Raw genomic sequence first — 18,589 nt, 5'->3', positions numbered from 1 at the left:
CGTGGGGCGCGAGGTGGCTGATTCCCGATCGTCGGCACGGATCCCTCGTACCCGCGAACGGCCAGGAGATTCGTACCGGGCGCCGCCCGCCCGGGCCGGGACGGGAGATCGCCCCCACCCGGCGGCGGTGCCTCCGGCCGTCGGTCGTCCCGCGTTCGGCCGTAGGCTGAACGGTGATGGCTTACCTGGATCACGCGGCGACCACTCCGATGCTCGACGAGGCACTGGAGGCGTACGTCGCCACCGCTCGTGAGGTCGGCAACGCGTCGTCGTTGCACGCGGCCGGTCGTCGTGCCCGCCGCCGGGTGGAGGAGTCGCGGGAGCGGGTGGCGGCGGTGCTGGGCGCCCGGCCCTCCGAGGTGATCTTCACGGGTGGTGGCACGGAGAGCGACAACCTCGCGGTCAAGGGCATCTTCTGGGCCCGGCGGGCCGCCGCGGGCGAGCGTCGCCGGGTGGTCTCCAGCGCCGTGGAGCACCACGCCGTACTCGATGCCGTCGACTGGTTGGGGGCGCACGAGGGCGCCGAGGTGGGCTTGCTGCCGGTCGACGCCAGCGGTCGGCTCGACCCGGCCGCGCTCCGCGCTGAGCTGGAGGCGTACGGCGACCGGGTGGCGCTCGTCACGGCGATGTGGGCCAACAACGAGGTCGGCACCGTCCAGCCCGTCGGCGAGCTGGCCGCGGTCGCCGCCGAGTACGGCGTGCCCTTCCACACCGACGCGATCCAGGCGGTCGGCCAGGTGCCGGTCGACTTCGCCGCCAGCGGGGCGTCCGCCCTCACCGTGACCGGGCACAAGCTCGGCGGCCCGGTCGGGGTCGGCGCGCTGCTGCTCGGCCGGGACGTCGCCGCCACGCCGCTGTTGCACGGCGGCGGCCAGGAACGCGACGTACGCTCCGGCACGCTCGACACCGCGGGCATCGTGGCCTTCGCGGTCGCCGTCGAGGCGGCGGTCAAGGGCCAGCAGGAGTACGCGGCCCGGGTCGCGGCGCTCCGCGACGAGCTGGTGGAGCGCGTCCGCCACGCGGTGCCCGAGGTGGTCTACAACGGCGACCCGACCGACCGGCTCCCCGGCAACGCACACTTCTCCTTCCCGGGTTGCGAGGGCGACGCGCTGTTGCTGCTGCTCGACGCCCAGGGCATCGCCTGCTCCACGGGGTCGGCCTGCTCGGCCGGGGTGGCGCAGCCCTCGCACGTCCTGCTGGCCATGGGGGCCGACGACGACCGGGCCCGCTCGTCGCTGCGCTTCACCCTCGGCCACACCTCCACCCGCCAGGAGGTCGACGCGCTGATCGCCGCGCTCCCCGGAGCAGTGGACCGCGCCCGCCGCGCCGCCGCCTACCGAACCCCCCGCTAACCCGCCCCGCCCCCCGGGCCCGCGGGGGATCTCCCGCGATCTTGCACTTTGTGCCCCTCATTCGCGGCTTTTGTGGCCTTTGCCGGGGCAGAAACTGCAAGATCGCGGGGGTCGGTGGTGAGGCCGCGGGGAGCTCGGGGCAGCCTGGGTGGGGTGGTTAGGGTTGAGGGGGCGAAGGGAGCGGGCTGGTGAGGGTTCTGGCGGCAATGTCCGGCGGGGTGGACTCCGCCGTGGCGGCGGCGCGCGCGGTGGAGGCCGGGCACGACGTGACCGGGGTGCACCTGGCGCTGGCCCGCAACCCGCAGACGTACCGCACCGGCGCCCGCGGCTGCTGCACCCTGGAAGACTCCCGGGACGCCCGCCGCGCCGCCGACGTGATCGGCATCCCCTTCTACGTCTGGGACATGGCCGACCGCTTCCACGAGGACGTGGTCGACGACTTCGTGGCCGAGTACGCGGCGGGGCGTACGCCGAATCCCTGCCTCCGCTGCAACGAGAAGATCAAGTTCGCCGCGGTGCTGGACCGGGCCGTGGCCCTGGGCTTCGACGCGGTGGTCACCGGCCACCATGCCCGGCTCGGTGCCGACGGCCTGCTGCGGCGCAGCGTCGACGTGGCCAAGGACCAGTCGTACGTCCTCGCGGTGCTCACCCGCGAGCAGCTGAGCCGGTCGATCTTCCCGCTCGGCGACTCGACCAAGGCGGAGGTGCGGGCCGAGGCGGCCCGCCGCGGCCTGGCGGTCGCCGACAAGCCCGACTCGCACGACATCTGCTTCATCGCCGACGGGGACACGCGGCGGTTCCTCGCCCAGCGGCTGGGCGAGCAGCCGGGCGAGGTCGTCGACGCGTCGACCGGCGCCGTGGTCGGCACCCACGCCGGTGCGTACGCCTACACCGTCGGCCAGCGCCGCGGCCTGCACCTGGACCGGCCCGCGCCGGACGGCCGGCCGCGCTACGTGCTCTCCATCACGCCGAAGACCAACACCGTGACCGTGGGCCCCGCCGAGGCGCTGGAGGTGTCCCGCGTCCGGGGCGAGCGGCCGGTGTGGACGGGCGGCCCGCGCCCCGAGGCGCCGGTCGAGTGCGAGGTCCAGTTGCGCGCGCACGGCGACGTGGTGCCCGCCACCGTCGCGCTCGACGGCGACACGCTGCACGCCGAGCTGCGCCGTCCGGTCCGGGGCGTCGCGGCCGGGCAGGCCGTGGTGGCGTACCGGCCGGACCCGGCCGGTGACGTGGTCCTCGGTTCTGCCACCATCGCCGGCTGAACGCGGCGAACGCCCCGGCAGGGTCGCTTCCGCACCGGATACCCTTCGGCCGTGACAGATCAGGCGTGGCCGTGGCCGGCCGGCGCGGCGACCGGCATCGGATCCCTGCCCGGCACCGACATCGCCGAGGCGCAGCGGATCGTCCTCGGTGAGCTTCCCGCCCTGCCCCACCTGCCGGAGCTGCCGGCCCGGGGCCCGGGCGCCGACCTGATCGGCCGCACGGCCGGCCTGCTGGTCGAGCTGCCCGTGGAGCTGTACGCGGCCCGCTGGCGGATCGCCCCACGGCCCGGGCGTGACCTGCGCCGAGCCCGGGACCTCATGGAACGCGATCTCGACCAGCTCGCCGAGCAGGCCGAGGGGTATGCGGGGCCGGTCAAGGTGCAGGCCGGGGGGCCGTTCACGCTGGCCGCCGCCGTGGAACTGCCGATCGGCGGCCGGCTCCTGCGGGATCCGGGCGCGGTCCGCGACCTGGCCGGTTCCCTCGCCGAAGGGCTCCGGGACCACGTGGCGGCGGTGACCCGGCGGCTGCCCCGCGCGTCCGTGCTGCTCCAGCTCGACGAGCCGTCGTTGCCGGCCGTGCTCGCCGGGCGGGTGCCCACCGAGAGCGGGCTCGGCACGTACCCGGCCGCGGAGTCCGGCATCGTCGCGACCGTGCTGCGCGCGCTCATCGAGACGGTCGGGGTGCCGACGGTCGTGCACTGCTGCGCGCCGGACGTGCCGCTGGAGCTGATCCGCACCACGGGGGCCGTCGGGGTCGCCCTCGACCTGTCGCTGGTGACCGACCTCGACCCGCTCGGCGAGGTGATCGACGCGGGGCTCGGGCTGCTGGCCGGCGCCGCGCCCACGCGACCTCCGTCGACCGGTCGCGCGCCGACCTCGGCCCAGGTGGCCGATCAGGTACGCACGCTCTGGGACCGCCTGGGCTTTCCCCGTGCCCGCCTGCCGCGGCAGGTCGTGGTCACCCCGGCCTGCGGGCTGGCCGGCGCCACCGTCGACTACGCCCGGGCCGTGCTCACGGCGTGCCGCGACGCCGGGCGGCGGCTCGCCGAGGAGTGAGGTTTTCCGTCGTACGGCGGGGGCAGGATGACGGGCATGATTGGACAGCTGCGTTCGACGGTGATCGACTGCCCGGATCCGCGGGCTCTGGCCGCGTTCTACGCGGAGCTGCTCGGCCTCGACGTGATCGAGTCCAACTCCGACGGCGACGAGTGGGTGGTCCTCGGCGGGCCGCCCGGGCACCAGCCGCGCATCGCGTTCCAGAAGGCGCTCAACCTCCGGCCGCCGTCCTGGCCCGACCCGGAGCGACCCCAGCAGTTCCACCTGGACGTCACGGTCGACGACATCGAGTCCGCCGAGAAGGCGGCGCTCGCCCTCGGCGCCCGGCGGCTGCCCGGCGAGGGTGAGGGCTTCCGGGTGTACGCCGACCCGGCCGGCCACCCGTTCTGCCTCTGCTGGGACTGACGGCGGTGGTGCCGGCGGCGGCCGGCCGGCATGATCACACGAGTGATCGACGCCCCGCCCCACCGTGCCGCCGGTTCGCTGTTCGGTCTCGCCTATGGCGACGCCCTCGGCAAGGAGACCGAGTTCCTGCCGGTCGCCGAGATCGTGCGCCGGTACGGGCCGGCCGGCCCCCGTGACCTCGTCGGCGATCCGGCGCTGGTCACCGACGACACGCAGATGGCCCTGGCGGTCGCCTGGGCGCTGCGCGAGGCCCCGGCCCTGGCGCCGGAGGCCGTGGAGCCGCGCCTGCGCCGGCGCTTCCTCGACTGGGCGTCGAGCCCCGACAACGACCGGGCGCCGGGCGTGACCTGCCTGCGGGCCTGCGCGGGCCTCGCCCGCGGGCTGCGCTGGCAGGAGGCCACCGTGGCCGGCTCGAAGGGCTGCGGGGCGAACATGCGCGTCACCCCCGTCGGGCTGCTCGACGTCGACCTGGACACTCTCGCGGGGCTGGCCCAGCTCCAGGCCGGCCTGACCCACGGCCACCCGACCGGGCTCGCCGCCAGCGAGCTGACCGCGTACGCGGTGCGGCTGCTCCGCGACGGCGCCGCGCTCGGTGAGCTGCCCGGCCTGCTCGCCGACCGGGCCCGTGAGCAGCGGCGGGTGTACCGGGCGGACTGGCTCGGCGACCTGTGGCAACGCCCCGGCGGGATGACGCCGGGGGAGTTCATGGCCCAGGGCTGGGACGAGTGCCTCGACGCGCTGGGCCGGCTGGCCGACGCGCTGGCCCGGCCCGACGACGGCGGCGACCCGTGCCGGCTCACCGGTGAGGGCTGGGTGGCCGAGGAGGCGCTGGTCACCGCCCTCTACTGCGCGGTGCGGCACGCCGACGACCCGGTCGGCGCGCTGGCCCGGGGCGCCACCACGGCGGGCGACTCCGACTCGATCGCCGCGCTGGCCGGCGCCTTCGTGGGCGCGGCCGCCGGCCTGGCCGCCTGGCCCGCCGACTGGGCCACCCGCATCGAGTACGCCGACCAGCTGACCGCCCTGACCACCTGACCCGGCCTCCCGCCCGCGGGCGCCCGCGTTCCGCCGGCCTTTCACCGGCCTTTTCGCTCGTGATCAAGAGTTTTGCGTCACGGACGGGGCACTTGGTGACGCAAACCTCTTGATCACCGGGAGCCGGTGGCGGCCGGGCGGCGGGGGCGGCGTGTGCGGGCGGGGGCGGTGCGGGTGGGGAGGCGGCTTGTCGCACCTGCCGGATACGGTCGCCCAGGTAGCGTGATCAGGGAGGTCGGATCCAGTGTCTGAGGGTGGCGGCGTGTCCGAGGAGCAGATCGGCCAGCAGGTGAGCCCGGAGCAGGAGGCGGCGGCGGGCGGCGAGCCGACCCCGGAGGCGCGGGACCGGCACACCACGCTCAGCCGCGAGCTGACCGAGCACCAGTACCGCTACTACGTGCTCGACTCGCCCAAGATCACCGACGCCGAGTTCGACCGGCAACTGCGCGAGCTGGAGGCGCTGGAGGAGCAGTACCCGGCGCTGCGCACCCCCGACTCTCCCACGCAGCGGGTGGGCGGCACCTTCTCCACCGACTTCACCCCCGTCCAGCACGCCGAGCGCATGCTCTCGCTCGACAACGCCTTCGCCGACGAGGAGCTCGCCGCCTGGGCCGAGCGGGTCGAGCGCGACGCGGGTGGGCCCGTGCCCTACCTGTGCGAGCTCAAGGTCGACGGCCTGGCCATCAACCTCACCTACGAGCGCGGCCGGCTGGTCCGGGCGGCCACCCGCGGCGACGGCCGCAACGGTGAGGACGTCACCGCCAACGTGCGCAGCATCCGCGACGTGCCCGGCCAGCTCACCCCGTCGCCCGAGTTCCCCGACGTGCCCGAGTTCCTCGAGGTGCGGGGCGAGATCTACTTCCCGGTGGCCGCCTTCGCCGACCTCAACGCGGGCCTCGTGGAGCAGGGCAAGGCGCCCTTCGCCAACCCCCGCAACGCGGCCGCCGGCAGCCTGCGGCAGAAGGACCCTCGGATCACCGCGTCACGGCCGCTGCGCCTCGTGGTGCACGGCATCGGCGCCCGCCGGGGCTTCCGCCCGGCGGCGCAGTCCGAGTCGTACGCGGCGCTGAAGGCGTGGGGCCTGCCGACCAGCGACCGGTGGCGGGTGGTGCCCGACCTGGGCGGTGTCGCCGAGTACATCGCCTACTACGCCGAGCACCGGCACGACGTCGAGCACGAGATCGACGGCGTGGTGGTCAAGGTGGACCCCGTCTCCATCCAGGGCCGGCTCGGCTCCACGAGCCGCGCGCCCCGCTGGGCGATCGCCTTCAAGTACCCGCCGGAGGAGGTGACCACCAAGCTGCTCGACATCGACGTGAACGTCGGGCGCACCGGCCGGGTCACCCCGTTCGCCGTCCTCGAACCGGTCCGGGTGGCCGGCTCCACGGTCGCGCTGGCCACCCTGCACAACGCCCGCGAGGTCGAACGCAAGGGCGTGCTGATCGGCGACACGGTGGTGATCCGCAAGGCCGGCGACGTGATCCCCGAGGTGCTCGGGCCGGTGGTCGACCTGCGCCCGGCCGACGCCCGGGCCTTCGTCATGCCCACCACCTGCCCGGCCTGCGGCACGCCGCTCGCGCCGGCCAAGGAGGGCGACGTCGACATCCGCTGCCCCAACACCCGCAGCTGCCCGGCGCAGTTGCGCGAGCGGGTCTTCCACCTCGCCGGGCGCGGCGCGTTCGACATCGAGGTCCTCGGCTACAAGGGGGCCGCGGCCCTGCTCGACGCGGAGATCATCCGCGACGAGGGCGACCTCTTCCAGCTCGACGCCGACCAGCTGTCCCGGTCGCCGTTCTTCGTCAACAAGGACGGCAGCCTCGGCAGCAACGCCGTCAAGCTGCTCGACAACCTGGCCGTCGCGAAGGAGCGGGAGCTCTGGCGTGTGCTGGTGGCGCTCTCCATCCGGCACGTCGGCCCGACCGCCGCGCAGGCGCTCGCCCGGCACTTCCGCTCGATCGAGGCGATCGACGAGGCCAGCGAGGAGGAGCTGTCCTCGGTCGACGGGGTCGGCCCCACGATCGCCGCGAGCATCCGCGAGTGGTTCGCCGTCGACTGGCACCGCGAGGTCGTCCGGAAGTGGGCCGAGGCGGGCGTACGCATGGCGGAGGAGGCGGTCGACGAGGGCCCCCGCCCGCTGGAGGGTGTCACCGTGGTGGTCACCGGCACGCTCGCCGGGTTCTCGCGCGACCAGGCGGCCGAGGCGGTGCAGAGCCGGGGCGGCAAGGTCAGCGGCTCGGTCTCGAAGAAGACCAGCTTCGTGGTGGTGGGTGAGAACCCGGGCTCGAAGGCGGACAAGGCGGCCAGCCTCAAGGTGCCCGTCCTCGACGAGGACGGCTTCCGGCGGCTGCTCGACGCGGGTCCGGACGCCGCCCGCGAGGTGGCCACCGTCGAGGGCTGACCACCGTCCCGCCGATCCGGTGTCGATCCCGGCGCGGGTCCACGCCGGCCGATCGCGGAGGTCCGCGCCCGCTGGGGCGTATACCAAGTTAATTACGACTACGACCGATTCGTGACTGTCATACCGGGAACGACGGCACCGAGGGCGTTTCATTGGTGCACGGCGTGTGAACGGGCACGCCGACCGTTGTCCGGGAGGTGTGATGGAGGTCGCCGACCCGCGCAACGTCGTCCCGCCCGGGCGGGTGGCGCCGTTCAGCGCCTTCATCGCGGCCGTCCTGGCCCTGGCGGTGCTCGTGGCCGCCGGTCCACTGGCGACGCTGCCCGAGCAGGTGCCCCGGCTTCCGGTGGCGTTCTGGACGATGGCCGCGCTCGCGGTGGTGTGCGACGCCCGCCCCTTCGTGCCACCGGGCCGGCGGCAGTCCTCGGCGGTCTTCCCGTCCACCTGCTTCACCTTCGCGATCCTCCTCGGCTGGGGGCTCGGTCCGGCGGTGGCGGTGCAGGCGATCGCCGTGGTGGTCTCCGGTTGGCGGCTGCGGCACGCCGCCTGGCGGACGGCGTTCAACGTCGGCCAGTACGCCTGCGCCCTCGCCGCCGCGTACGGCATCACCCGGCTCGGGCCCGGCACCGTCTTTCCCGACGGCGCGCTCCACGGCTCGGACGTGGCGGCGGTCGGCGGCGCCACGGTGGCCTGGTTCCTGGTCAACTACCTGCTGGTGAGCATGGCCGTGCGGCTGCGCTTCGGGGACCGGTGGTGGCCGAGCTTCCGGCAGGGTCTCGGCTTCGAGTTGCTCTCCACCGGGTCGCTGCTGCTGCTCGCACCGGTGCTCGTGGCCGCGGCCCGGACGAGCGCGGCGCTGATCCCGCTGGTGCTGGTGCCCCTCTTCGCCGTCTACCGGATGGCCCGGCTCACCGTCGAGCAGCAGCAGTTGGCCTCCCTGGACCCGCTCACCGGCCTGCCGAACCGCAAGGCGCTGCTCGCCGAGGTCGCGGAGCAGGTGCACCTGCACGCCGAACGCGCGGCTCGGGGCGAGCCCGACGGTCACCTGGCGCTGCTGCTGATCGACCTGGACCGGTTCAAGAACGTCAACGACGCCCTCGGGCACGCGGTGGGGGACCGGCTGCTGGTGGAGGTCAGCCAGCGCCTGACCGCGTTGGTCGCCGGCCGGGAGATGGTGGCGCGGCTCGGTGGTGACGAGTTCGCGATCGTGATGACCGGGCTCACGGACGTCGCCGAGGCCCGCGAGCTGGCCGACCGGGTGGTCGGTACGCTCGCCGAGCCCGTGCCGCTGGACGGGCTGCCGCTGGACGTCGGCGGGTCGATCGGCATCGCGCTGTTCCCCGAGCACGGCGAGGACTTCGCCACCCTCATGCGCCACGCCGACGTCGCCATGTACGACGCGAAGCACCGCAACGACACCGTGGCCGTGTACGCCGCCGAGTCCGACCACAACTCCGCCGAGCGGCTCGGCCTGCTGGCCGACCTGCGCCGCGTCCTCGAGACGGGCGGCACCGCCGACGACCCGGCCGACTACGACCGGCCGGCGAGCGGCGCGGCGGTAGCCGGCGCGGCGGCAAGCGGATCGGCGGCGAGCGGCCCGGCGGTGAGCGCCGGTGCGGCGAACGGCCGGCCGGGTCCCGACGCGGGGGAGCCCGGCCTCCTCGACGGCGGCACGCGCGGCGGGGACGGCGCGACTCTCGGCGTCCCCGGCGAGGCCGCCGGGGACGGTCCGGGGCTCGCGGTACCCGCCGGAACGCGCAGCCGGACCGGCCGGTGGTGGACCCGCCGCCGGGGCCGGCGTCCGGCGCAGGTGCCCGACGACGAGCTGATCAGCCGGATCGTGGCCGGCGCCGACCCGGTCCGCCGCCGGGCCGGGCGTCCCGGGGCGGCGGTGGTCGACCGGGGCTCGGTCATCGACCGGCGGCCCGTCAACGGCCGTGGCCCGGCCGCCGGCGCCACGGGGGGCGCGGCGCCCGGTCCGGCCGGCGGCGCTACCGCCGGCCCCGCGCATCGGGCGGCCGGCGCGGGCACCCGCGGCCCGAACGCCGGCCCGGCGACTGACCGGCCCGCGGCGGCGACCGACCCGGTGACCGACCCGCCTGCGGCGCCAGCCGACCCGGTGACCGACCCGCCTGCGGCGCCAGCCGACCCGGTGACCGGCCCGCCGGAGGCGTCAGCCGGCCCGGTGACCGGCCCGCCCGCGGCGGCGGCCGGCCCGACGACCGACGCGCCCGACCGGAGCGACGCTGCGCGCGCGGCCGAGGGCGGATCACCGCTCGGACCGGTCGAGCCGGGCGAGGCCGCGGTGCCCGGTGCCGTGTCCGGGCCGGTCGCGGGCGTCGGCGTCCCGGTGCCCGGGGCGGACCCGCTCCGGGCGGTCCGCCAGCCCCGGAGACGGTCGGGCGAGCGGGGGGCCGACGCGGACCCCGACGTCGGCGAGATCACCATGTACTACCAGCCGCAGATCGCCATCGCGACCGGTGAGGTGGTGGGCGTGGAGGCGCTGCTGCGCTGGCGGCACCCGCGGCGCGGGATGGTCGACCCGGAGGAGCTGATCCGGGTCGCCGAACAGAGTGCCGTGATGCGGCTGCTCACCCGGCGGGTGGTCGACGACGTGGTGGAACAGCTGGCCAAGTGGTCGGCCGCCGGCGTCGGGCTGCGGGCCGCGCTCAACGTGAGCGTGCGCGACCTGCACACGGGTGAGATCGCCGACCAGATCGCCGACCGGCTGGCCCGGTACGGCGTACCGCCCGAGCGGTTGCAGCTGGAGATCACCGAGGGGGCGTTGATGGCCGACCCGCGGCGGGTGCTGGCCACCATCTCCCGCCTGCACCGGATCGGGGTGGCCATCTCCCTGGACGACTTCGGCACCGGGTACTCGTCGCTGCAACACCTGCGCCGCCTGCCGCTGTCCGAGGTCAAGGTGGACCGCAGCTTCGTCCTCGGGATGGCCGAGGACGCCGACGACGCCGCGATCGTCCGGTCGATGATCGAGCTGGCCGGCGCGCTCGGCCTGCGGGTGGTCGCCGAGGGCGTCGAGGACGAGCGCACCTGGCGGATGCTGCACGCGGCCGGCTGCGACGCCGCCCAGGGCTGGTTCTACGCCCGGCCGATGCCGGCCGAGGAGCTGGTCGCCTGGCTGGCCCGGTACCGCCCGGTGCGTCCCACGGGCGGCCCCGACCCGGACACGCGTCGCCGGCCCGCACGCTGACCGGCCCGCGCGCCCGCCGCCGGCCCGCACGCTGACCGGCACGCGCTGACCGGCCCGCCGCGGCGACGGCGACGCGCCGGACCGGGACGCGCCGGCACGCACGCCGACCGGCGGGGCGAGGGGGAGTCGGGGGCGGCCGGCCGGCGCGGAACAATAGACTCGCTCCGGTCACCGCGCGTCACTCAGTATTGCCGCGTGGTCGGCACACCGGCCGGACACAGGACCGTCACGAAGGGGGCACCGATGGCCGCCATCTCCCGCGAGGAGGTCGCGCATCTCGCGCGCCTGTCGCGGCTCGCCGTCACCGAGGAGGAGCTGGACACGTTCGCCGGCCAGCTCGACGTGATCCTCCAGGCGGTGGCCCAGGTCGGCACGGTCGCCGCCGCGGACATCCCGCCGACCTCGCACTCGGTGCCGCTCACGAACGTCCTCCGCGAGGACGTCGAGACGCCGTGCCTGACCCCCGAGGAGGCGCTGTCGGGCGCGCCCGACGTCGAGGAGCAGCGGTTCCGCGTCCCCCGGATCCTGAACGAGGACCTGGCGTCATGAGCGGGCACAGCGAGCGGATCAGCGCGCGGTCGCCGCGAGGCGCCGGCGAGCGAAGTGAGGCGGCGGCATGAGCGACCTGACCACGAAGACCGCGGTGGAGATCGCCGCCCTGGTGGCCGGCGGGGAGACCTCCGCCGTGGAGGTCACCCAGGCCCACCTCGACCGCATCGCCGCGGTCGACGACCGGGTGCACGCGTTCCTGCACGTGGACGCCGAGGGTGCGCTGGCCGCGGCCCGCGCGGTCGACGAGCGCCGCGCCGCCGGTGAGCCGCTCGGTCCGCTGGCCGGCGTGCCGGTGGCCGTGAAGGACGTGCTCGCCACGAAGGGCGTGCCGACCACCGTCGGGTCGAAGATCCTGGAGGGCTGGCGCCCGCCGTACGACGCGACGATCGTCGAGCGGCTGCGCGCGGCCGGCACCGTGATGCTCGGCAAGACGAACATGGACGAGTTCGCCATGGGCTCCTCCACCGAGTACTCGGCGTACGGCCCGTCGCGCAACCCGTGGGACCTCAGCCGGATCCCGGGCGGCTCGGGCGGCGGCAGCTCGGCGGCGCTGGCCGCGTACGAGGCGCCGCTCGCGATCGGCTCGGACACCGGCGGGTCGATCCGCCAGCCGGGCGCGGTCACCGGCACCGTGGGCGCGAAGCCGACGTACGGGGGCACCTCCCGGTACGGGCTGGTCGCGTTCTCCTCGTCGCTGGACACGCCCGGCCCGTGCGCGCGTACGGTGCTGGACGCCGCGCTGCTGCACGAGGCGATCGGCGGGCACGACCCCCGCGACTCGACGTCCATCCCGCAGCCCGTGCCGGACGTGGTGGCCGCCGCGAAGCGGGGCGCGAGTGGTGACCTGACCGGTGTGAAGCTCGGCATCGTGACCGAGTTCTCCGGCGAGGGTGCCGAGCCCGGCGTGATGGCGGTCTTCCGGGACACGGTCGACACGCTCACCAAGCTGGGCGCGGAGATCGTCGAGATCTCCTGCCCGCACTTCACCTACGCGCTGCCGGCGTACTACCTGATCGCGCCCAGCGAGTGCTCCTCCAACCTGGCCCGGTTCGACGGCGTCCGGTTCGGCCTGCGGGTCGGCGACGACGGCAACCGGTCGCTGGAGGAGGTCATGTCGCTGACCCGGGAGGCCGGCTTCGGTCCGGAGGTCAAGCGCCGCATCATGATCGGGACGTACGCGCTCTCGTCGGGTTACTACGACGCGTACTACGGGCAGGCGCAGAAGGTCCGTACGCTGATCACCCGCGACTTCACGGCGGCGTTCGAGCAGGTGGACGCGTTGATCTCGCCGACCACCCCGTTCGTGGCGTTCCCGATCGGCGCGCGCACCTCCGACCCGTACCAGATGTACCTCGCCGACCTGTTCACCATCCCGACGAACCTGTACGGCGGCCCCGGCATCTCGGTGCCGTGCGGTCTGTCCGACGGGCTGCCGGTCGGTCTGCAGGTCATGGCCCCGACGATGGCCGACGACCGGATGTACCGGGTCGCCGCCGCGCTGGAGAGCGCGGTCGGCACGTTCACCCCACCGGCACTGTGAGGCAGGAGAACCGATGACGACGACACTGCCCGCGTACGACGAGGTCGTCGCGCGCTACGAACCGGTGATCGGCCTGGAGACCCACGTCGAGCTGGGCACCCGGACGAAGATGTTCTGCGGCTGCCCGACCGACTTCGGTGGCGAGCCGAACACCCGCGTGTGCCCGGTCTGCCTGGGCCTGCCCGGCTCGCTGCCGGTGGCCAACAAGGCGGCCATCGAGGCGACCATCCGCATCGGCCTGGCGCTGAACTGCTCGATCGCCGAGTGGTGCCGGTTTGCCCGGAAGAACTACTTCTACCCGGACATGCCGAAGAACTTCCAGATCAGCCAGTACGACGAGCCGCTGTGCGTCGACGGCTACCTGGACGTCGAGGTGAACGGCGAGACCGTCCGCATCGGCATCGAGCGGGTGCACCTCGAGGAGGACACCGGCAAGACGCTGCACGTGGGCGGCGCCACCGGCCGGATCCACGGCGCCACCGAGTCGCTGGTCGACTACAACCGGGCCGGCATCCCGCTCGTCGAGATCGTCACGAAGCCGATCCCCGGCACCGGGGCGCTCGCACCGGAGGTGGCGCGGGCGTACGTGACGGAGCTGCGCGACGTGATCCGCTCGCTGGGCGTCTCCGACGTGCGGATGGAGGAGGGTTCGCTGCGCTGCGACGTGAACACGTCGCTGAACCTGCCCGGCGAGGAGTGGGGCACGCGCACCGAGACCAAGAACGTCAACTCGCTGCGGTCGGTGGAGCGGGCCGTCCGCTCGGAGATGCTGCGGCAGGCGTCGGTGCTCGACGCGGGCGGCCGGATCACGCAGGAGACCCGCCACTTCCACGAGGACACGGGGGACACCACCCCCGGTCGCTCGAAGGAGACCGCCACCGACTACCGGTACTTCCCGGAGCCCGACCTGGTGCCGCTCGCGCCGGATCCGGCGTGGGTGGCCGAGCTGAAGGCGGCCCTGCCGGAGCTGCCCCGGGTGCACCGCCGGCGGCTCCAGGAGCAGTGGGGGCTGTCCGACCTGGACATGCAGTCCGTGCTCAACGCTGGCGCCGTCGAGCTGATCGAGCAGACCGTGGCCGCGGGCGCCACCCCGGCGGCGGCCCGCAAGTGGTGGCTGGGCGAGCTGTCCCGGCGGGCCAACGAGACCGGGCGGGAGCTGGCCGACATCGGGGCCACCCCGGCGCAGGTCGCCGAGCTGCAGGGCCTCGTCGACGCCGGCAAGCTCAACGACAAGCTGGCCCGGGTCGTGCTGGAGGGCGTGGTGGCCGGCGAGGGCTCGCCGACCGAGATCATGACCAACCGCAACCTGGAGGTCGTGTCGGACACCGGCGCGCTCACCGCCGCCGTGGACGAGGCGATCGCCGCCAACGCGGCCATCGCCGACAAGGTCCGCAGCGGCAAGGTCGCGGCGGCCGGCGCGCTGGTCGGCGCGGTCATGAAGAGCACGCAGGGCCAGGCCGACGCGAAGACGGTCCGCGAGCTGATCCTGGCCCGCCTGGGCGTCGAAGGCTGAGCACCACCTCGGAGGGCCGCCGTCGGAACCCGGCGGCGGCCCCCGCCGTACCCCCGGAGTTGGCGCGCGACCCGTGCCGCACCCCTCGACCCAGGGCGTCAACGGCGACGCCCGGGATGGAGCCATCGTGAACCAGCACGACCTCGATGTCCTCGACGAGATCCAGCGGCGGGTGCTCTGGCTCGCCACCCGGATCGTGGACGCGGCCAACCACGACCGGGACACCGGCGACGGGGTGAAGGTCGGCGGGCACCAGGCGTCCAGCGCGTCGCTCGTCACCGCCATGACGGCCCTCTGGATCGCGCACCTGGACGCCGCCGACCGGGTCGCCGTGAAGCCGCACGCCTCCCCGGTCTTCCACGCCATCCAGTACCTGCTGGGCAACCTGGACCGCTCCTACCTCACCCGGCTGCGCGCCCGGGGCGGCCTCCAGTCGTACCCGTCCCGCACCAAGGACCCGGACGAGGTCGACTTCTCCACCGGCTCGGTGGGGCTCGGCGCCGCCGCGCCGCTGTTCGCCGCGGCCACCCGGCGCTACGTGGACGCGCACTTCGGCCCGCGGCCCCGGTCCCGGTTCATCGCGCTCATCGGCGATGCCGAGTTGGACGAGGGCAACATCTGGGAGGCGGTCGCCGACCCGGCCACCACGGGGCTGGGCGACGTGATGTGGCTCGTCGACTTCAACCGCCAGTCGCTGGACCGGGTGGTCCCCGGTGTGCGGATCAACCAGTGGCGGGGCCAGTTCGAGGCGGCCGGCTGGCACGTGGTCGAGGTCAAGTACGGCCGCCGGCTCGCCGCGGCGTACGCGCGTCCGGGTGGCGACGCGCTGCGCGACTGGATCGACGCGATGCCGAACGAGCAGTACCAGTCGCTGTTCGGGCTGGCCGGTCCGGCGCTGCGCAAGCAGTTCCTCGACGGCGCGCCGGAGGCGGTCGCCGCGTTCATCGCGGACATCCCCGACGACGAGCTGGGCCCGCTCGTCACCGACCTCGGCGGGCACGACCTCGCGGCTCTGCTCGACGCGTACGCCCAGTGCGACGCGGTCACCGACCGGCCCAGCGTCGTGTTCGCGTACACCGTGAAGGGCTGGGGGCTGCCCATCGCCGGCAACCCGCGCAACCACTCGGCGCTGCTCACCACCGAGCAGGTCGACGCGCTGCGCGCCGCGCACGGCCTGACCGCGCAGACCGAGTGGGACCGGCTCGACCCGGCCACCGCGGCCGGAATCCGGGCCGGCGAGCGTCGGGAGGCGCTGTCCCGCGTGCCGCGCGAGCGTGCGCTGGGCGTCGCCGTTCCGGAGACCACCCGCGTACGCGCCAACAAGCCGATCTCCACGCAGGAGGTCTTCGGCCGGGTGCTCGTCGACCTGGCGCGCGACCCGCAGGTCGGCCGCTACCTCGTGACCACCGCCCCGGACGTGGCCACGTCCACGAACCTCGCCGGGTTCATCAACAAGACCGGGGTGTTCGCCCCCACCGCGCAGCGCTCCTGGAACGAGGACCGGATGCTGCGCTGGACCGAGAGCCCGGCCGGTCAGCACATCGAGCTGGGCATCTCGGAGATGAACCTGTTCCTGCTGCTGGGTCAGCTCGGCCTCGCCTGGGACCTCTCCGGGCAGCCGCTGCTGCCGGTCGGCACGGTCTACGACCCGTTCGTGCTGCGCGGCCTGGACGCCTTCCTCTACGGCACGTACTCCGGGTCCCGGTTCGTGGTCGCCGGCACCCCGTCCGGCATCACGCTGGCCCCCGAGGGCGGCGCCCACCAGTCGACCATCACCGCCTCGGTCGGCCTGGAGCTGCCCGGGGTCACCTTCGTCGAGCCCGCGTACGCCGTCACCCTCGACTGGCTGCTCTGCGACGCCCTGGGCCAGATCGCCGCCGGTTCCCCGCCGCCGGCGACCGCCGCCCCCACCGAGGACGGCGCGTACTACTTCCGGCTCAGCACCCGCCCCCTCGACCAGGCGCCGTTCGAGGCGGCCCGGGCGCGGCTCGGCGACGCGGTGCTGCGCCGGCAGGTGGTCGCCGGGGCGTACCGGCTCGTGGACGCCCACCAGGCGTACCCGCACCTCGCCGACGCGCCCGTGGTGCAGCTCGCCGCGTCCGGCGCGGTGCTGCCCGAGGTGCTGACCGCCGCTGCGGAACTGGCCGAGGAGGGCATCGCCGCGCACGTCGTGGACATCACCTCGCTGGACCGGCTCTACCGGGCGTGGCAGCGCACGCTGCGGCAGGGTGTGCGTACGGCGACCGTGCCGAGTGTGCCGGGCGCGCTCCGGTCGGCCTTCGACGACCGGGCGCCGGTGGTGACCGTGCACGACGCCGCGTCGCACGCGATGGCGTGGCTCGGGTCGGCGCTCGGCGTGCCGGCGGTGCCGCTCGGGGTGGACGAGTTCGGCCAGTCCGGAAGCGTCGCCGAACTGTACGAGCTGCACGACCTGCTCCCCGGCAGCATCGTGAACGCCGCCCTGGCCGCCCTAACCCTGCGCCGCTAACCCGCCCTGCCCCGCCGCTCCCGCTCCCGCTCCCGCCCCCGCCCCCGCTCCCCGCGCCCCGCGCCCCCGCCCCCGCCCCCGCCCCCGGCGATCATGCAGTTGTGGTGCCTGTTGCGCGGGGATATGTCCCGTTCACCCCCCACCACAACTGCATGATCGACGGGGCTAAGGGGCGGGGCTAAGGGGCGGGGCGGGTTAGCGTGTCGGGGTGGGGGTTACGGGGACGGGTTCGCCGGCCTGGGGGTCCTTGATGACGTGGCGCTCCAGGTTCACCTGGGCCTGGCCGGTGCCGCCCACGGTGATGTCGTCGTACGCCTGGAGCAGCTTGTCCTTGTCGAAGTAGAGGACGCTCATCGACAGCGGGGTGGGCTTCTCGCCCTCCAGGCCGCGCAGCCCGGCGCCGCCCGTGGAGCCCTCCACCATGAGCTGAGTCGGCCCGAGACCCGGCTGCTGGGGCAGCATGGACACCTGCCGGGCGTGGGTGTGCCCGGCCAGCACGAGCGGGCAGGTGCCGGAGAGCGGCCCGGCGGACGCCGGATCGTGCACCAGCGCGATGTTCACCGGCCGCGGCGAGTTGCGGACGGTCGCCGCGAGCTGTTCGCCGGCCCCGATCACCTGCTCGGCCACCGGCTTGGTGAGCCCGCTCCCGGCGGGTGAGGTGTTCTTGTCCGGGGTGAAGCGAGGGTCGCCGATGCCGGCGATGGTCAGCCCCGCGACCGTGGTGGTCGAGTTGTTCAGCACGATCGCGTTCGGTTGCCGCGCCACCGCCGCCGCCGTACGGCCCGAGTCGTGGTTGCCCCGGATGTAGACGTACGGGCGCTTCAGCACCCCGATCGAGCCGACGAACGAGGCCTCGGGCTCGCTGCCCCAGTCGGTGATGTCGCCGGTGTCGATCACCACGTCGATGTCGAACTGCTCCACCACCGTCCGGATCAGCGACCAGCCCGTCGGGTTGAGGTGCATGTCCGACACGTGCAGCACCCGGGTCGTGTCGGGCGCCGGCTCGAACACCGGCAGCCCGGACACTGTCGTGTACAGCTGGCTGACGTTGCCCACGAGCCGCTGGAGCTGCTCGGCGTACCGGGTGTAGTCGTTGGCGATCCGCCGCGCGTCACCGACGATCGCGGGCGCGTTGACGAGCAGGCCCTCGTACCGGGGCTCCTCGATCGCCTGCGGGCGTAGGGTCCCGGCGGCCGCGCCCAGGCTGCCGAGGCTGACCACCAGCGCCAGGACGCCGGACAGGGCGGTGCGGCGCACGTTGCGGAAGACCAGTGCGGCCAGCAGCAGCGTGGCGAGCACCGCGGAGGCCACGGTACGCAGGCCGAGCCGCATCACGCCGGTGCGGACGTCCTCGACGGCGGAGACGCTCGCCCGCTGGATGCTCGCCGGGTCGTCGATGAGCGCCTCGGTGCGCATCTGGTCGAGCGCCCCGAGCCGGACGGTCAGGTGGGTGGGCCCGTCGTGGCTGTCGAGCAGGAGCGCGCCGAGCGGCGGGATGTCGACCGTGGTGCCCCCGGACGTGTCCGGGGTGAGCGTGAGGGTCGCCTGGAACGGGCCGATGTCGGTGTCGACGCGGCCGCCCGCGAACACGCCGAGCACCACGCCGGCCAGGCTCACCAGCACCACGGCGAGCGTCACCCCGGCCATGCGCAGCGAGCGGCGTACGCCGGTCGGTGCGGCGCCGCGACGCAGCGGCCACGGGCGCCGGCGTACGCCCGCCGGGGTCTCCTCCCCGGCGGGCGGCTGCTCGTTGGTGTTCCCGTCCATGTCGACGATT

At 74.6% G+C, this 18,589-nt stretch carries 12 protein-coding genes; 11 read left to right on the top strand and 1 reads right to left on the bottom strand.

The window, feature by feature from the left end; translation table 11 throughout:
* The first annotated feature begins 176 nt into the window (after positions 1-176).
* The 11 genes from D7193_RS05465 (at position 177) to D7193_RS05415 (ending at position 16,812) form a co-directional block, all read left to right on the top strand.
* Positions 177-1,352 (top strand): cysteine desulfurase family protein, encoded by a 1,176-nt coding sequence (locus D7193_RS05465; protein ID WP_120778219.1) that lies wholly within the window; start codon positions 177-179, stop codon positions 1,350-1,352.
* Between the two features lie 188 nt (positions 1,353-1,540).
* A complete protein-coding gene (mnmA, locus tag D7193_RS05460; protein ID WP_120778218.1) occupies positions 1,541-2,614 on the top strand; it encodes a tRNA 2-thiouridine(34) synthase MnmA in 1,074 nt (357 codons plus the stop codon).
* A 51-nt stretch (positions 2,615-2,665) separates the two neighbouring features.
* Positions 2,666-3,670 (top strand): uroporphyrinogen decarboxylase/cobalamine-independent methonine synthase family protein, encoded by a 1,005-nt coding sequence (locus D7193_RS05455; protein ID WP_120778217.1) that lies wholly within the window; start codon positions 2,666-2,668, stop codon positions 3,668-3,670.
* Between the two features lie 36 nt (positions 3,671-3,706).
* The gene (locus D7193_RS05450) at positions 3,707-4,075 is read left to right on the top strand and encodes a VOC family protein (protein WP_174242551.1); all 369 of its coding nucleotides are present in this window, start codon (positions 3,707-3,709) and stop codon (positions 4,073-4,075) included.
* Positions 4,076-4,117: 42 nt separating this feature from the next.
* Positions 4,118-5,110: an ADP-ribosylglycohydrolase family protein gene (locus tag D7193_RS05445; RefSeq protein ID WP_241562819.1), complete on the top strand. Its 993-nt coding sequence runs from the start codon at positions 4,118-4,120 to the stop codon at positions 5,108-5,110.
* A gap of 262 nt (positions 5,111-5,372) precedes the next feature.
* Entirely contained in the window at positions 5,373-7,508 is a 2,136-nt protein-coding gene (ligA, locus tag D7193_RS05440; protein ID WP_120778214.1) for an NAD-dependent DNA ligase LigA, read from the top strand.
* A 202-nt stretch (positions 7,509-7,710) separates the two neighbouring features.
* The gene (locus D7193_RS05435; RefSeq protein ID WP_120778213.1) at positions 7,711-10,719 is read left to right on the top strand and encodes a bifunctional diguanylate cyclase/phosphodiesterase; all 3,009 of its coding nucleotides are present in this window, start codon (positions 7,711-7,713) and stop codon (positions 10,717-10,719) included.
* 243 nt (positions 10,720-10,962) lie between these two features.
* Positions 10,963-11,268 carry an Asp-tRNA(Asn)/Glu-tRNA(Gln) amidotransferase subunit GatC gene (gene gatC, locus D7193_RS05430; RefSeq protein ID WP_120778212.1) on the top strand — a complete coding sequence of 102 codons (306 nt, stop codon included), beginning with the start codon at positions 10,963-10,965 and terminating at the stop codon, positions 11,266-11,268.
* Positions 11,269-11,335: 67 nt separating this feature from the next.
* Positions 11,336-12,811, top strand: coding sequence for an Asp-tRNA(Asn)/Glu-tRNA(Gln) amidotransferase subunit GatA (gene gatA / locus D7193_RS05425; RefSeq protein WP_120778211.1), 1,476 nt, complete (start codon positions 11,336-11,338; stop codon positions 12,809-12,811).
* Between the two features lie 13 nt (positions 12,812-12,824).
* Entirely contained in the window at positions 12,825-14,324 is a 1,500-nt protein-coding gene (gene gatB, locus D7193_RS05420; RefSeq protein ID WP_120778210.1) for an Asp-tRNA(Asn)/Glu-tRNA(Gln) amidotransferase subunit GatB, read from the top strand.
* A 127-nt stretch (positions 14,325-14,451) separates the two neighbouring features.
* A complete protein-coding gene (locus D7193_RS05415) occupies positions 14,452-16,812 on the top strand; it encodes a transketolase-like TK C-terminal-containing protein (protein WP_120779281.1) in 2,361 nt (786 codons plus the stop codon).
* A gap of 195 nt (positions 16,813-17,007) precedes the next feature.
* Here the strand turns inward: D7193_RS05415 and D7193_RS05410 are convergent, their stop codons facing one another.
* Positions 17,008-18,579: a metallophosphoesterase gene (locus tag D7193_RS05410; RefSeq protein WP_120778209.1), complete on the bottom strand. Its 1,572-nt coding sequence runs from the start codon at positions 18,577-18,579 to the stop codon at positions 17,008-17,010.
* Between the last annotated feature and the right edge of the window lie 10 nt (positions 18,580-18,589).

Origin of the sequence: Micromonospora costi, from assembly GCF_003626655.1 — a bacterium.
Taxonomy (GTDB): domain Bacteria; phylum Actinomycetota; class Actinomycetes; order Mycobacteriales; family Micromonosporaceae; genus Micromonospora; species Micromonospora costi.
This window is presented reverse-complemented; position numbering and strand designations above follow the sequence as displayed.

Excerpts from the sequence above, each read along its gene's own strand:
- D7193_RS05465 (WP_120778219.1), top strand. The coding sequence starts at position 177 with ATGGCTTACCTGGATCACGCGGCGACCACTCCGATGCTCGACGAGGCA.
- D7193_RS05450 (WP_174242551.1), top strand. The coding sequence starts at position 3,707 with ATGATTGGACAGCTGCGTTCGACGGTGATCGACTGCCCGGATCCGCGG.
- D7193_RS05435 (WP_120778213.1), top strand. The coding sequence starts at position 7,711 with ATGGAGGTCGCCGACCCGCGCAACGTCGTCCCGCCCGGGCGGGTGGCG.
- gatC (WP_120778212.1), top strand. The coding sequence starts at position 10,963 with ATGGCCGCCATCTCCCGCGAGGAGGTCGCGCATCTCGCGCGCCTGTCG.
- gatA (WP_120778211.1), top strand. The coding sequence starts at position 11,336 with ATGAGCGACCTGACCACGAAGACCGCGGTGGAGATCGCCGCCCTGGTG.
- gatB (WP_120778210.1), top strand. The coding sequence starts at position 12,825 with ATGACGACGACACTGCCCGCGTACGACGAGGTCGTCGCGCGCTACGAA.
- D7193_RS05410 (WP_120778209.1), bottom strand. The coding sequence starts at position 18,579 with ATGGACGGGAACACCAACGAGCAGCCGCCCGCCGGGGAGGAGACCCCG.